The sequence below is a fragment of the Streptomyces sp. NBC_01384 genome (genome assembly GCF_045040035.1).
Lineage (GTDB): Bacteria > Actinomycetota > Actinomycetes > Streptomycetales > Streptomycetaceae > Streptomyces.
Map to the genome: position 1 here is coordinate 6,251,089 of NZ_CP109559.1, position 14,650 is coordinate 6,265,738.

At 71.3% G+C, this 14,650-nt stretch carries 14 protein-coding genes and 1 pseudogene; 11 read left to right on the forward strand and 4 right to left on the reverse strand.

Translation table 11 applies throughout. The features are described 5' to 3' along the window. Nucleotides 1–29 precede the first annotated feature (29 nt). Nucleotides 30–911 carry a helix-turn-helix domain-containing protein gene (locus OG747_RS28710; protein WP_405882274.1) on the forward strand — a complete coding sequence of 294 codons (882 nt, stop codon included), beginning with the start codon at nucleotides 30–32 and terminating at the stop codon, nucleotides 909–911. A gap of 73 nt (nucleotides 912–984) precedes the next feature. Then, a pseudogene (locus OG747_RS28715) lies at nucleotides 985–1,164 on the forward strand (hypothetical protein); the annotation flags it as partial. A 734-nt stretch (nucleotides 1,165–1,898) separates the two neighbouring features. Here OG747_RS28715 and OG747_RS28720 read toward each other — a convergent pair. Further along, entirely contained in the window at nucleotides 1,899–2,402 is a 504-nt protein-coding gene (locus OG747_RS28720) for a hypothetical protein (protein WP_405885725.1), read from the reverse strand. 291 nt (nucleotides 2,403–2,693) lie between these two features. On the opposite strand from OG747_RS28720, the gene mshB reads away from it, so the two are divergent. The 7 genes from mshB (at nucleotide 2,694) to OG747_RS28755 (ending at nucleotide 10,032) form a co-directional block, all read left to right on the forward strand. After that, the gene (gene mshB / locus OG747_RS28725) at nucleotides 2,694–3,620 is read left to right on the forward strand and encodes an N-acetyl-1-D-myo-inositol-2-amino-2-deoxy-alpha-D-glucopyranoside deacetylase (RefSeq protein ID WP_405882275.1); all 927 of its coding nucleotides are present in this window, start codon (nucleotides 2,694–2,696) and stop codon (nucleotides 3,618–3,620) included. Then, nucleotides 3,617–4,036: a DUF6113 family protein gene (locus OG747_RS28730; RefSeq protein WP_405882276.1), complete on the forward strand. Its 420-nt coding sequence runs from the start codon at nucleotides 3,617–3,619 to the stop codon at nucleotides 4,034–4,036. The genes mshB and OG747_RS28730 overlap by 4 nt, the downstream gene beginning before the upstream one ends. Before the next feature lie 160 nt (nucleotides 4,037–4,196). Further along, nucleotides 4,197–6,449, forward strand: a complete 2,253-nt coding sequence (locus OG747_RS28735) for a hypothetical protein (protein ID WP_405882277.1) — start codon at nucleotides 4,197–4,199, stop codon at nucleotides 6,447–6,449. Between the two features lie 136 nt (nucleotides 6,450–6,585). Further along, nucleotides 6,586–7,512: an ABC transporter ATP-binding protein gene (locus OG747_RS28740; RefSeq protein WP_405882278.1), complete on the forward strand. Its 927-nt coding sequence runs from the start codon at nucleotides 6,586–6,588 to the stop codon at nucleotides 7,510–7,512. Next, nucleotides 7,509–8,249 (forward strand): ABC transporter permease, encoded by a 741-nt coding sequence (locus tag OG747_RS28745; protein WP_405882279.1) that lies wholly within the window; start codon nucleotides 7,509–7,511, stop codon nucleotides 8,247–8,249. The genes OG747_RS28740 and OG747_RS28745 overlap by 4 nt, the downstream gene beginning before the upstream one ends. After that, on the forward strand, nucleotides 8,246–9,421 hold the full coding sequence (locus OG747_RS28750) for a sensor histidine kinase (protein ID WP_405882280.1): 1,176 nt from the start codon (nucleotides 8,246–8,248) through the stop codon (nucleotides 9,419–9,421). Before OG747_RS28745 ends, OG747_RS28750 begins: the two co-directional genes overlap by 4 nt. Continuing rightward, nucleotides 9,418–10,032 carry a response regulator gene (locus tag OG747_RS28755; RefSeq protein ID WP_405882281.1) on the forward strand — a complete coding sequence of 205 codons (615 nt, stop codon included), beginning with the start codon at nucleotides 9,418–9,420 and terminating at the stop codon, nucleotides 10,030–10,032. The genes OG747_RS28750 and OG747_RS28755 overlap by 4 nt, the downstream gene beginning before the upstream one ends. Nucleotides 10,033–10,171: 139 nt before the next feature. Here the strand turns inward: OG747_RS28755 and OG747_RS28760 are convergent, their stop codons facing one another. Then, complete coding sequence (locus OG747_RS28760) at nucleotides 10,172–11,023, reverse strand: transglutaminase-like domain-containing protein (RefSeq protein ID WP_405882282.1); 852 nt, start codon at nucleotides 11,021–11,023, stop codon at nucleotides 10,172–10,174. Nucleotides 11,024–11,040: 17 nt separating this feature from the next. Beyond that, nucleotides 11,041–12,144, reverse strand: coding sequence for a GNAT family N-acetyltransferase (locus OG747_RS28765; protein WP_405882283.1), 1,104 nt, complete (start codon nucleotides 12,142–12,144; stop codon nucleotides 11,041–11,043). A gap of 140 nt (nucleotides 12,145–12,284) precedes the next feature. Between OG747_RS28765 and fdxA the strand changes: the two genes are divergently transcribed. Continuing rightward, a complete protein-coding gene (gene fdxA, locus OG747_RS28770; RefSeq protein ID WP_018089397.1) occupies nucleotides 12,285–12,605 on the forward strand; it encodes a ferredoxin in 321 nt (106 codons plus the stop codon). A 133-nt stretch (nucleotides 12,606–12,738) separates the two neighbouring features. Further along, nucleotides 12,739–13,833 carry a bifunctional succinyldiaminopimelate transaminase/glutamate-prephenate aminotransferase gene (locus OG747_RS28775; protein ID WP_405882284.1) on the forward strand — a complete coding sequence of 365 codons (1,095 nt, stop codon included), beginning with the start codon at nucleotides 12,739–12,741 and terminating at the stop codon, nucleotides 13,831–13,833. Between the two features lie 82 nt (nucleotides 13,834–13,915). On the opposite strand, the gene OG747_RS28780 is transcribed toward OG747_RS28775, so the two are convergent. After that, nucleotides 13,916–14,362: an ATP-binding protein gene (locus tag OG747_RS28780; RefSeq protein WP_405882285.1), complete on the reverse strand. Its 447-nt coding sequence runs from the start codon at nucleotides 14,360–14,362 to the stop codon at nucleotides 13,916–13,918. Nucleotides 14,363–14,650 lie beyond the last annotated feature (288 nt).

The window sequence follows — 14,650 nt, forward strand, 5'->3', positions numbered from 1 at the left end:
TGACCACCGAGGAAGAGAAGGACTTCCCGATGGATACGCAGAACCCTAGCGCGCCCCCGCACGCCCAGTCCCGTATTGCGGGCGACAAACACCCCAAGCGGCACCCCCGCTCCGGCGGCGGCCTCGTCCACGACAACACCCGCCACACCACCCGCTTCACGGTGATCGGCAACCACCTCGCCCAGCACCCGGAGCTCTCGCTCCTCGCGATCGGGCTGGCCGTGCACGTCCAGTCGCTGCCGAAGGGCGCCCGGGTCGACATCAAGACCCTCACCGCCCGCTTCCCCGAGGGCGCGACCCGCATTGCCGCCGCGCTGCGCGAGCTCGAAGACCACGGCTACCTGCGCCGCGCCCGCGAACGCGTCCCCGGCGGCCGTATCGTCACCCGCACGGTCTCCTGCAACCAGCCCGGACGCCGTACGGGCCACGAGGCCGCCCCCGAACCCACACGGCCCGCGCACCCCACCCCGGGGCATCCCAGGACGCGTGCACCCCGTAAGCCGCTCCCTGCGGTACCGCACCCCGCCTGCCCCGCCCCCGCCCTCCTCCAGGCCGCTGCCGATCTCCTCGCGGACCTGCGCCGCGACGACCCCTGCCTGCTCCTCTCCGCCCGCGACAGCGCCCACCTCGCCCCTGGCGTGGCCGCCTGGCTGGAGCGCGACGTCAGCCCCACCGCCGTACGCCACGCACTCACCACCGACCTGCCGCCCGAAGGACCACGGCGCCCGGCCGCCCTCCTGGCCCACCGCCTTGCCGCGCAGCTGCCACCGCCGCCTCCGTTCCGAGTCCCCGCCCCGCCATCGGCCGTCCAGCACCCGCTCCAGACCTGCGACGGCTGTGACCGTGCCTTCCGGGCACCTGAGCCCGGCCGCTGCCGCGACTGTCGGGCCGCCGTTCCCGCGGCCACCTGACACACGCTTGTTCAGGTAGTCAGACGTTCAGAGCACCGGCTTTGCGACAGGAAAGGTTCCGGGCTCCACCGCCGTGCAGAGCTGGGTCCTGACCTGGGCCAGGGACATCGAAATCGCCCGCCGCCCCGATCTGTCCGCCCGTTGCTCCCACGCGAAGGTTCAGCTGGAACACGAGGACCCGGCCACCGCTCAGGAAGCCCTGCGAGAACTGAGTTCCGTCCTGGACGAGGCCATGAAGGCAGTCCGCGCGTGAGCTGGAAGTGGGAGTACGCCTTCGGGGCGGAGGAAGTCGCTCGTACCGCTCCGGCCGACTTCCTCGCCAAGGTGGAAGCGAAGGCGGACGAGCTGGTCAGGGCGGCTGAAGCTTTCCACGTTCACGGCCGGTCCCACGACGGGGGCGACCCGAAGGGGGGCGACATCATCGTGCCCGGCGGGATGTTCACGTGTTCACGTGTTCACGTATCAGGTCGTCGTGCGGAGCGAGCGCGTCTACGTCGTTCAGATCACGTATCTGGGTTTCTGAACCGTCGGCTCATCAGCCCCTGGAGACTGTGCCGCGACTGCCGATCGGTCGGGCGAGTCCTGGACAGGCGAGGTCGCCGGCTGGCCGGAGGAGTGGGATCCGGAAACGTACAGGCCGGAATCGTCCACCTTTGTCCAGGGCTTGCCCGCCGGCTTGACTGGCCCCCGTGCGGCTCGGGAATCGTGATCGAAGATTTCCGAGGTACTCAAGCTCGTGACGGAGAAGAAAGTCAATGACCTGTTCCAGGGCCGTACCACGCTGACCGAGAAGAAGCTTCGCAGTCGCTATCCGGAGATCACCGGGCGCAACAAGACCGGATCTCCGGTGCGCTCCAGGCGCCCGGCCACCCCTCGGACCATGACTGGATCTGCTCATCCGTCAGGGACCTGGCCCCATCCGACGACCGGGACGCTGTTGGTGAATCCCGGTCGGCGTGGTGGGCGGTCCGGCCGGTGCCCTGGGGGTCATGGTGTGTGGCCGCGGGAATGTGACACTTGGGCGGCGAGTGTCACATTCCCGCGGCCACCTACCCGGCCGCAGTGGATGCGCCAACAGCGTCCGAAGACCGGGCAGGGGCCAGAGCCGTCACCACAGAGCGTGAGCGATCGGCTGTTGCTCGGGAATCCGAACCACCAATGCGTCGTGCCGTGCTCCCACCCGTACGGGGTATCAGTGGTCTCCAGCACGAGGCACGACGACGGCGACGTGTTGCAGTCGTGGTGAGCGTTGAGCCACTTGACGGTCGCCACGTTCACCACCGACTCGTCGGAGCGGAAATCCCACATCTGGTGGTAGCGGCCGCCGTTGCATTCCATCCAGTAGACCTGGCCGGCGCTATTGCTGTCCGGGCACTGATTCGTATGGGCCCGGACGATATTGCTTCCTCGCCGATCCCACAGCTGACCCTGATCGTTCCTGTTGCGGTATGAAATGTACACTTTGCCGGTATCGCCGGAGTCGAGACAAATAGGTCCAAGCGTCGTTCTGTACGAGGGTGTTCTCGGCGGTGCTGGCGCTGGTGGTGATTCCCCCGGTGAGGGCTACCGCCGCGGCTGACGCCGACGCGGCCCGGAGAGCCCACTTGAGCTTGCTCTTCGGGTGGCGCACACCGGTGATCATGGCGGCCGCTTGTCAGGACTTTGGTGTGGAGCGTACGGACGTGCGGAAGTCGTTACGGAGCCGGCATGGCTGCTGTGACGAGGGGGGCAGACGGCCAGGAGGTGGCGGAAGGGGGCCGGGTGCCTCGTAGGGTGGGTTCCATGACGGAACTGCCCGACCGGCGTCTGCTCCTGGTGCACGCGCACCCGGACGACGAGTCGATCAACAATGGCGCGACCATGGCCAGGTACGCGGCCGAGGGCGCCCATGTGACGCTGGTGACCTGCACCCTCGGCGAGGAGGGCGAGGTCATCCCGCCCGGGCTCGCGCACCTCGCGCCCGACCGCGAGGGCGGACTCGGCCCGCACCGGATCGGTGAGCTGGCCGCCGCCATGAAGGAGCTCGGGGTCACCGACCACCGCTTTCTCGGCGGCCCCGGGCGCTTCGGTGACTCCGGGATGATGGGCGTCGAGCAGAACCACCGCGCGGGCGCCTTCTGGTCCGCCGACATCGACGAGGCCGCCGAATACCTGGTCGAGGTGATCCGCGAGGTACGCCCCCAGGTGCTCGTCACCTACGACCCCGACGGGGGCTACGGACACCCGGACCACATCCAGGCCCACCGCGTCGCCGTGCGCGCCGCCGAGCTGGCCGCCGACCCCGGCCTCCGCCCGGACCTCGGCGCGCCCTGGGGGATCGCCAAGGTCTACTGGAACCGCGTCCCGCGCACGGTCGCCGAGGAGGGCTTCCGGCGGCTGCGCGAGGCCCTGCCCGGGCTGCCGTTCGAGGAGTCCGCGGCCGTGGACGACGTACCCGGCGTGGTCGACGACACGGTGGTCACAACCGAGATCGACGGGAACGCGTATGCCGCCGCGAAGGCCGCCGCGATGCGGGCGCACGCAACTCAGATCGAGGTGGTCGAACCCTGGTTCGCGCTCTCGAACACTCTCGCACAACCACTGTTCACCACCGAGTACTACGAGTTGGTGCGCGGGCAGCGCGCGGGACCCGGTCGTGAGACCGACCTCTTCGCAGGCGTCGAACAGGGATCCACGGGAACCGAGCAGGGAAAGGCGGACGCGCGATGAGCATCTCGGGACAGCGGGGGAGCGTGCTCGCCCAGCCACTGCCGCGGCCCTCGGCCGGGCGGATCGCGGCCTACCTGGGCCTGTTCCTGCTCGGCGCGGTGGTCGGGGCCGCCGGGACGCTGGTGCAAGCCGCCTGGTTCCCGGGCGGGTTGCTGCTCGCCCTCGCGGGCGCGGCCGGCCTCTTCCTGGGCGGAGCGCGGGCGACCGGCTCCCGGGCCGGGGCCGTGGCGCCCGGAGCGGGCTGGATGGTCGCCGTCGTACTGCTCACCTCCACCCGTCCGGAAGGGGACTTCCTCTTCGGTGCGGGCCTTGGCTCCTACCTCTTCCTGCTCGGCGGGATGGCGGTGGCTGTGATGTGCGCCACGCTTGGTCTGGGGCGGCAACCGGACGACTCCTTCGTCCGACTTGGGAAGTGACGTACCACTTCGCCGTATCGGACAGGTGCGGGTCCCGTGCAAGTTTCCTGGGCGGGCGAGGTTTGCGCGCCGAATACGGCCAGTATGGTGGTGCGCGCCGCCGAGCTGCCCGAGATGAGGTCTGGTAAACGGGCGGCGGAGCCAACCGGGAGAACCTGCCTTGAGTCGTGAAACTGACAGTTCGTCCTCCGGGCCCAACGGGCGCGGTGGAGCCGCGTACCCGTCGGGGACGCCCCCCTACGGGACCCCCACGGCTTCCGAAAACGGTGCCGACGCGGGCCGTTCGGCCACCGGCGCCCCGCCGGAGGAGCGCAAGACCGAGACCACGCTGACGACACGGATCCGGATCAACATCCCCGGATCGCGGCCCATCCCGCCGGTCGTCGTGCGCACACCGGTCGGGGACGCGGAGTCGTCCGCCGAGTCCGCCGGTGCCGCGGGAGCAGCGGGAGCCGCGGGAGCCCCCGCGGATGTGCAGCGTGCCGTGAGTGCGCCCGTGGCCGCGGCCACGGCCACCGAGACGTCGACCGAAGCCGCCGCCGCGGGCGGTGCTCCGGCCAGAGAGAAGGCCAGCGACTGGTTCGCACCCCGCAAGTCCGGTGCGCCGGGCGGCGGGTCCACCAATGGAGCGGGCCTGCCGGGCGGTTCGGGACCCACGGGGCCCGCGGCGCCGCAGGGCGCGGGCACGCTGGGCGGCACCGGTGCCGGCGGTACGCGTCCGGGCGCTCAGGGTGCTCCGGGCGGCAAGGGCCCCGGGGTTTCCGGCGGCGCGAACGGCACGGGTCCGCTGGGTGCCGCGGGCGGTGCCCGGCCCGGCGGGGCGAACGCGCCCCGCCCCGGGAGCGGCGGTACGAACGGTGCCGGGCTGCCCGGTGCCACCGGCGCCGGACCCGTGGCGCCCGGCCACGGCGGCGGCACCGGCTCGTTCGACGTCTCCGCGGCGCTGGGGAACACGGCCGCCTTCCCGGCCATAGGAAGCGAGGGCCCGGGCGGGCCCGGCGGACCGGGTCGACCTGGCGGACCGGGCGGCGAACCGCGCCGCGACGACCTCCCTTACTTCGCGGAGAACTTCTCGGGGAACGGCCTGGGCGGCCCCTCGGGCCCGACCGGCGGTCCGGTCACCGGGGACGGCCCGCTGGTGCCGCCGACCGGTCCGGGCGCGGCTCCGGGCAGTCTGGCCGCGAGGCCCGGTGGCCCGGGATCGGGATACCCCGGTGGCGGCCTCAGCGACGACACCGCGATCCTCACTCCGCAGAAGCCCGCGCCCGAACCGGGCGGCCAGGGCTACGGCGGCCCTGGGGACAACGTCTCCGGGCACACCCTGACCAGTGGCATCCCCGTCGTGCCGGGCGCCCAGAACTCCCCGTTCGGGCCGGGCGCGCGCAGCGACGGACCGCTTCCGCACACCCCGCCGAAGGCGCCGGAGCCGGCCCCGAAGCCCGCGGCCTCCTCGAAGAAGCCGGCCAAGAAGAAGGGCCGCAGCAAGCTGACGCTCCTGGTCGTCGGCGTGGTCTTCATCGGCGGTGGCGTCTACGGCGCGGGACTGCTCATGAACCGCTCCGACGTGCCCAAGGGCACGACGGTGCTCGGCGTCGACATCGGCGGCGGCACCCGCGACGAGGCCGTCAAGAAGCTCGACGACGCCTTCGGCGCCCATTCGCACCAGGCGCTCAAGCTGTCGGTGGACGGCACCACGGTCTCGCTCAAGCCGGACCAGGCCGGGCTCCAGCTCGACACCCAGGACACGGTCCGCTCCGCCGCGGGCAGCGACTACAACCCGATCTCCGTGATCGGCTCGCTGTTCGGCCAGCAGCGCGTCGTCGACCCGAAGATGCCCGTCGACGAGGAGAAGCTGCAGGCCGCGCTGCAGGACGCCGCGGGCGGCTCCGGTTCGGCCGGCGACGGCACCATCAAGTTCGAGGCCGGCAAGGCCGTCGCCGTGTACGGCAAGGCGGGCAAGGGCATCGACGTCGGTGCCTCGATGCAGGCCGTCGAGGCGGCGTACCGCGCCCAGGTCGAGACGGGCACCACCACCCCGGTGAAGGTCGCCACCACGACCCGTCAGTCGACGGTCTCGAACACCGAGGTCGACCGGATGATGAAGAGCTTTGCCGAGCCCGCGATGTCGGCCGCCGTGATCGTGCGGACGGACGCGGCGCACTCGATCCTGATGAGTCCGCAGAAGTCGCTGTGGAAGTTCCTCAGGGTGACGGCTGTTGACGGAAAACTGGTCGACAAGCCCGACCTGGCCGCTCTGAAGGTGCTCTACGGTCAGGCGTTCGACAAAGTGCTCATCACCCGGGCCAACGGCAAGAAGACGCCCGTGACACCCCAGGACGTCTACCTCGCCCTGCGCCAGGCGCTGATGAGCAAGACCAACCGGGTCGCGGTCATCGACACGAACCCGAGCTAGTCCGACCACGGAGGGGGGCGTCCACCGGGCGCCCCCTTTGTCGTGTCTGTCACCCGATCCGCATGACATCTGTCATCCGGCACTCAGGACCGCCGACACTGCCGGGCCCAGGGCCCCCGCCGCCAGCATGGATGCCATGACAACGACAGCGGCACCGCCCACCACCCCGGTGGTCGGGTTCGAATCGGTGACCAAGAGCTATGGCAGCGTTCGGGCCGTGGACGGGCTGACGCTCGACCTGCACCCGGGCGAGACGGTCGCCCTGCTGGGTCCCAACGGCGCGGGGAAGTCGACCACGCTGGACCTGCTCCTCGGCCTCAAGCACGCCGACAGCGGCGCGGTCCGGGTGTTCGGCACCAGCCCCCGCGAGGCGATCGTCGCCGGCCGGGTGGGCGCCATGCTGCAGAGCGGCGGCCTGATGGACGAGGTGACGGTCGGTGAGCTGGTCAAGCTCGCCTGCGACCTGCACCCCAAGCCGTTCCGGGTCACCGACGTGCTGGCCCGCGCGGGTATCTCACCGATCGCCGACCGCAAGGTCAACAAGCTCTCCGGCGGCCAGGAGCAGCGCGTCCGTTTCGCGCTCGCCACCGCGGGCGCCAACGACCTCATCGTCCTCGACGAACCCACCACCGGCATGGACGTCTCCGCCCGCCAGGCCTTCTGGGCCACCATGCGCGAGCAGGCCGACCAGGGCCGCACCGTCCTGTTCGCCACGCACTACCTGGAGGAGGCCGACGCCATCGCGGACCGGGTCCTGGTGCTGCACCGAGGACGCCTCCTGGCCGACGGCACCGCCGCCGAGATCAAGGCGAAGGCCGGCGCCCGCCGGATCGCCTTCGACCTGGAGGGCCCGATCGACGAGGCCCCGCTGCGCGCCCTGCCCTTCCTGACCTCGATAGACGTGTCGGGGCACACCGTCCGCATCCAGTCCTCCGACGCCGACGCGACCGTACACGCGCTGTACGGGCTCGGCCTCTACCCCCGCAATCTCGAAGTCGCCGGGCTCGGGCTCGAGCAGGCCTTCGTCGCCATCACGGCCGCCGAGGAGGCGAAGTCGCAGTGAACAGCCTCATCAAGCTCGAGATCACCCGAGCCCTGCGCAACAAGAAGTTCCTGTTCTTCTCGGTCGTCTACCCCTCGGCCCTGTTCCTGCTGATCGCGGGCGGTGCCGACAGCACCACCAAGGTGGGCGGCACCGGGCTCACCCTGCCGACCTTCTTCATGGTCTCCATGGCCTCCTTCGGCGCCCTGACAGCCGCACTGATGGGCAACAGCGAGCGCATCGCGAAGGAGCGCGAGAGCGGCTGGGTACGGCAGTTGCGGTTGACCACCCTGCCGGGCCGCGGCTATGTGCTCGCGAAGACCGCCAGCGCCGCCGTGATCAGCCTGCCGTCCATCGTGGTCGTCTTCGCGGTCGCCGCCGCCGTCAAGCACGTACGGCTGGACGCCTGGCAGTGGCTCGCGCTCACCGGCGCGATCTGGGTGGGCAGCCTCGTCTTCGCCGCGCTCGGCGTGGCCATCGGCTATCTGGCGAGCGGCGACGCGGTCCGTCCGATCACGATGATCCTGTACCTCGGGCTCTCGGTGCTCGGTGGCCTGTGGATGCCCACGACCACCTTCCCCGGCTGGTTGCAGAGGATCGCTTCCTGGCTGCCCACGCACGCGTACGCTGCCCTCGGGCGGTCCATCGAACTGGGCGACGCCCCGCACGCGAAGGACCTCGCCATCCTCGTCGTCTCCTTCCTCCTCTTCGCGGGCGGCGCGGCATGGCTGTACCGGAAGGACGCGCTGAAGGCGTGAGCGGTGTCGGCATCGGGCAGCGCCCGCAGAACCGTAAGCAGAGGACGGTCAAGGCCGTCTGGACCGGCATCTGGCTCGTCTATCTGAGCGCGCCCGTCAGTGACCTGGTGCACGGCGGGCACAGCACCGGTGTCGTCGTGCTCGGCTGGTTCGGCCTGGTGGCCTTCGTCGGGTGGTACGGGGCGCTGGTCTTCCGCACCGGCCGGGGCGACACGACCCCCTTCGTGTTCGCCTCACTCGCGGTCCTCGCGGCCGAGGCCGCCCTTCTCTCCTTCACCCTGGGGCGGGAGTGGCTCGTCCTGTTCGTGTACGTCTCGACCGCGTCCGGCGCGGTGCTCCCGCTGCGGATGGCGCGCTGGGCCGTCCCGGCCGTGGCCGCCCTGCTGACGGCGATCGCCCTGACCGTGCCGGGCGGCAAGGCGTATCTGGCGGGGCTGCTCATCCCGGCGTTCCTCGGCGGGTTCGCCATGACCGGCGTACGTGAACTGATCCGTACGACGATCGCGCTGCGCGAGGCCCGTGCGACGGTCGCCCAACTGGCCGCGAACGAGGAGCGCCTGCGCCTCGCCCGAGACCTGCACGACCTGCTGGGCCACTCGCTCTCCCTGATCACTCTCAAGAGCGAGCTGGCCGGGCGGATGCTCCCCGACCACCCCGAGAAGGCGGCCCAGCAGGTCGCCGACATCGAACAGGTCAGCCGCCAGGCCCTCGTCGACGTGCGCGAAGCGGTCACCGGCTACCGGCGGCCCCGGCTGTCCGGTGAACTCGCGGGCGCCCAGGTCGCGTTGACGGCGGCGGGGGTCACCGCGGACCTGCCCGCCGAGCCGGACCTCACCGACGTCGCCGAGGAGAGCGAGTCCGCGCTCGCCTGGGCGCTTCGGGAAGCGGTCACGAATGTCGTACGGCACAGCGGGGCGCGGCGCTGCACGGTGGAGCTCGTCCGCCGCCAGACGCTGGAGGGCTTGGTGCTCGAACTGAGCGTGGAGGACGACGGTTCGGGCGGCGCCGTCAAGGGCCACGGCAACGGTCTGACGGGCCTGACCGAGCGCTTGGAGAAGGCGGGCGGAACCCTGGAGGCGGGCCGGGTGCGGCGCGGCTTCCGGCTGGTCGCACGGGTGCCGACGCAGGCCCCGTTCGAGGCCGCCGGGCACCCCGTAGGATCCGGTGCATGAGCCGCACGATCAAGGTCCTGCTCGCCGAGGACCAGTCGATGGTCCGCGAGGCGCTGGCCGCGTTGCTGGGCCTCGAACCGGACATCGAGGTGGTCGCCCAGGTGGCGCGCGGCGACGAGGTGCTGGCCGCGGCCCGTGCCCATGACGTGGACGTGGCGCTTCTCGACATCGAGATGCCGGGCAGGACGGGCATCGAGGCGGCGGCCGAGGTCCACAAGGAACTCCCCGGCATCAAACTGGTCATCCTCACGACCTTCGGCCGCCCCGGATATCTGCGCAGCGCCATGGAGTCCGGCGCCGACGCCTTCCTCGTCAAGGACGCCCCCGCCGCCCAACTCGCCGAAGCGGTACGGAAGGTGCTCGCCGGCGAACGGGTCATCGACCCCACCCTCGCGGCAGCCGCCCTCGCCGAGGGCGCCAACCCCCTGACCGACCGGGAACGTGAAATCCTGCGCGCCGCAGCCGACGGCTCCACCAACGCCGAACTGGCCACTGCCCTCCACCTCTCCCAGGGCACGGTCCGCAACTACCTCTCGACAGCGATCCAGAAGCTGGCGGTCCGCAATCGCGCGGAGGCGGTGCGGATAGCAAGGGAAAAGGGCTGGCTGTAAAACCCCGGGCAGAGGAGCGAGGAGCGCCCCTTCAGGGGCGCGGGGCTGTGACATCATGCGGCTCCGCCGCGTGGGCGCGCTCAGCCCGATCGAGCCCGCAGTCGCCCCATGTCAAAAGCCCCGCGGCGCCGAGGCGAGCTCAGTTCAGCATCGCCCGCGCCGCAAGGGCCTGCCCCCGAACCCGTTCCGCCGCGGCCTGATCCACCGCAGCGACCACATCGGCGTAGGCGTCCAGCTCCGAGGCCCCGCCCAAAAAATCCCCGCGCTGCACAAGAAGCTGAGCCCGCTCGTACCGCAACCGCGCGGGATGCGAAGGCAACAGCAGCGACAACTCCACGGCCCACAGGGAGACATCCGACCGCTCCGGCCGCGCGGCCGCCCACGCTCGGATGTTGTTCAGGATCCGCACGACCACGTCGAGCGGAGGGGCGGGGACGAGCATCGAGGGCTGGAGGGGCGCACCGGTGGCCCCCTGCACGAGCAGCTCGGCATCGGAGCCGCTCAGCACCCGCCCCCCGTCGAAGGGATCGGCGAGCGCCTGTTGTTCGGTCGGCCCGAAGCCCACCACGAAATGCCCGGGCAGCGCGACCCCGTACACCGGTGCACCGGCTCTCCTGGCCACCTCCATCCACACCACGGAGAGCAGGATGGGCAGCCCGCGCCGGCGCCGCAGCACCTCGTGCAGCAACGACGACTCGAGCCGTTGATAGTCCCCGGGCGAGCCCCGGAACCCGCAGCGCCCGCCGAGCAGTTCGGCGAGCGCGGTCGCCCAGGACCGCGGGCCACCGGGCCGGAACGGCAGCTGCCCGGCGAGCCGGTCCAGTTCGATCTGCGCCGCGTCCATGCCGGCCTCGTCCAGCGCCCCGTCCGCCGCCGCCCCCACCAGCAGACACAGCGCCGCCAGATCGGGCCGTTCGGACCGTGCCTCCTCGGCGAACCTCCGCCGTACGTCGGCGGCTCGCTCCGGCTCCGGGGGATGCGGGGGACGCATGGCAGCCTTGTACCCCTTCACGCCGGCCGACGGCGGTCGCCGCCGGACACCTGAGGTTCCTGAGGCTTCTGAGGTCCCTGTGGCGTCTGTGGTGCCTGAGGCGCGCGGTAGTGGTGGTACGCGTGATGCGCCGCGAAGCCCATCCCGGCGTACAGCGCCCGCGCGCCCGCGTTGTCCGTCTCCACCTGGAGCCAGGCCGCCGAGGCGCCCTCGTCCAGGGCGCGGCGGGCGAGCGCGGCCATGACGGCGGTGGCGAGGCCCCGGCGCCGCTGGGCGGGGTCGACCTCGACGGCCGCGAAACCGGCCCACCGCCCGTCGACGACACACCGCCCGATCGCGGCCGGAGGCTCACCCTCCGCGCCGGGCATCGTCGCGAACCACACCGAGGGCCCGCTGCCCAGGACGTGCAGCGCGACCTCGCTCAACCCCTTGCGCTGGTAGCGGCCCAGCCACGCCGCGTCCGCCGAGCGGGAGAGGACGACCTCGGGGACCCCGGGGACCCCGGGGACTTCGGGAGCCTCGCGGTCGGCGAGGGGCGCGAGCGCGCCGATCCACAGCTCGGCGCTCACCTCACTCGCCCAGCCGCGCGCCTCCAGCTCCGCGCACAGCAGTTCCTGCGTGCCTTCCGCCCCGGTCGCGGTCTGGACGTAGGCGGGCAGGTCACGGGCCGCGTACCAGTCGCGTACGTACGTCAGCGCCTCGTCCAGCGGGACGCCGGGGTCGCCGAGCGGCAGCACGGAGTTGGCGCGCCGGGTGAAACCGGAGGCCGCCCGCAGCTCCCACTCACCCAGTCGCTCGCTCTCCACCGGCTGCCAGGCGCGCGCCGCGACCGGCGCCAGCTCCTCGTACGAGGCCGCGGGGCCCCGCCGACGCGCCGGGGCGGCCGGTACGACCTTGCCCGCCACCAGCGAGGATTCCGGAATACGGACACGTTCGCCGTCCCGCCGTGTGATCAGCAGCACACCCTTGTCCCATGATGTGAGAACGCCCACCGTGTCGGTGAACTTCTCACCCCCGGCGACACCTTCGATATCTTTGATCATCCGCCGAACAGAGACACGTTTGCCCACGTCAGCAGCGGTGATTCGGACCTCGAGACGTCCAGCCGCAGAGATTTCCACAGGTCAGTTCACCCCTCCTGTATGGATCACGCCCCGGAACGGAGATACTAGGTGCGGGCATCGACGACGCCGCGCTCCCGCGCGCCAGGCGGCGGAGCCTATGGAGGCCCGCCAGCGCCCTATCGAGGAGGAACGACAGCGTGACCTACGTCATCGCGCAGCCTTGTGTCGACGTCAAGGACAAGGCGTGCATCGAGGAGTGCCCGGTCGACTGCATCTACGAGGGCTCCCGGTCCTTGTACATCCACCCGGACGAATGCGTCGACTGTGGAGCCTGTGAGCCGGTGTGCCCGGTCGAGGCGATCTTCTACGAGGACGACACTCCCGAAGAGTGGAAGGACTACTACAAGGCGAACGTCGAGTTCTTCGACGAGCTCGGCTCGCCCGGCGGCGCCAGCAAGCTCGGCCTGATCGAGCGCGACCACCCCTTCATCGCAGCGCTGCCGCCGCAGAACCAGTAAAGCGGCCCGCACAACGCGCCGCCTCGGTCCCGTATGGCCTGATCGCCTTGATCGCCGTACGGGACCGAGGCGTTTGCCGTACCGGCGAGGCGTTTGCCGTACCAGCGAGTACAGAGAAAGTGAGCCCGATCCCGTGTCCGCAGTCTCCGACCGGCTTCCCACCTTCCCCTGGGACAAGCTGGAGCCCTACAAGGCGACGGCCGCCGCTCACCCGGGCGGCATCGTCGACCTGTCCGTCGGCACCCCGGTCGACCCGGTGCCCGAGCTGATCCAGAAAGCTCTGGTCGCCGCCGCGGACTCGCCGGGCTATCCCACCGTGTGGGGCACGCCCGAGCTGCGGGACGCGCTCACCGGCTGGGTGGAGCGGCGGCTCGGCGCGCGGGGCGTCACTCACCACCACGTGCTCCCGATCGTCGGCTCCAAGGAACTCGTCGCCTGGCTCCCCACCCAGCTGGGCCTGGGCCCCGGCGACAAGGTGGCGTACCCGCGCCTTGCGTACCCGACGTACGAGGTCGGCGCGCGCCTGGCCCGCGCGGACCACGTGGTCTACGACGACCCCACGGAGCTGGACCCGACCGACCTGAAGCTCCTGTGGCTGAACTCCCCGTCGAACCCGACGGGCAAGGTCCTCTCGGCCGCGGAGCTCACCCGGATCGTCGCGTGGGCCCGCGAGCACGGCATCCTCGTCTTCTCCGACGAGTGCTACATCGAGCTGGGCTGGGAGGCCGACCCGGTCTCGGTGCTTCACCCGGACGTGTGCGGCGGCTCGTACGAGGGGATCGTCTCGGTCCACTCGCTCTCCAAGCGCTCGAACCTGGCGGGCTACCGCGCCGCGTTCCTCGCCGGTGACCCCGCCGTCCTCGGCGACCTCCTCCAGATCCGCAAGCACGGCGGCATGATGACGTCCGCGCCGACCCAGGCCGCGGCGGTCGCCGCCCTCTCGGACGACACCCACGTCCGCGAACAGCGCGAGCGCTACGCCGCCCGCCGCACCGCCCTGCGCGATGCCCTGCTGCGGCACGGCTTCCGCATCGAACACAGCGAGGCGAGCCTGTACCTGTGGGCCACCCGCGACGAGTCCTGCTGGGACACGGTGGCGCACCTGGCCGAGCTGGGCATCCTTGTGGCGCCGGGCGACTTCTACGGGGAGGCGGGCGAGAAGTTCGTCCGCGTGGCCCTGACGGCGACGGACGAGCGCGTAGCGGCGGCAGTAGGGCGCCTGGCTTGAGGAACGCCCGCACATCACGAACGGGCATGCGCGAGGGGTCCAGGGAAACTCCCTGGACCCCTCGCCGGTACAGCCCCGGCGGCTAGCCGACCGGCAGACCCTTCAGCGGCAGCTGCCCGGTCGGGAGGCCGCCCTTGGTCACCGCGTCCGTCGGAAGACCGCCACCGGTCGCCGTCTTCGCGGTGTCACCGAGCAGACCCCCGGCCTGCCCCGCCGCGTCCCCGGCCACCTTCTGGGCGGCGGGCGTCGCCGTCTTGGCGACCTTGCCACCGGTCTTGCCCGCTGCCGGTACGGCCTTCTTGAGCGCGTCGCCGCCGGTCGTGCCCGCGAGCCCGGTGACATGCTGCGTCGCACCGTCGAGGGTGGTGCCGACATTCGCCCCGTCGAGGGCGGTCAGCCCGCCGAGGTCGGGGGTGGCCGGGAGTTCGGCCGCCGCACTGGCGGAGCCGGCCGCACCGACCACAGGCGCCGCTCCCGCTGCGATGAGCAGCGCGGCACGGGCGATCCGGTGGGTCAGGGGGAGGGACATGATGCTCCTTAGACGGAAGAGAACGGTGAAGTGTCCGACCGTGCCCGGGAGTTGACCGGCTGCCGACCGGCTGTCGGCCGCCCCGTTGATCGTTCCGGGCTCGGACGCAGTGACTACCGCTCGAAACCCGCGAAGGTTGCGGTGGCCCGACGTAAAGAGTTGGCAATGAGTCGCATTATCGGTTGTGGATAAAAGCGGGCAAAGGGCGTCCTGTCGGAAAGTCTGCCGAATCCTTACGGCCCTTTGTTTTCAAGGGGTCCGGCGGATTCTGAAGTGAGCAGGCGAAAA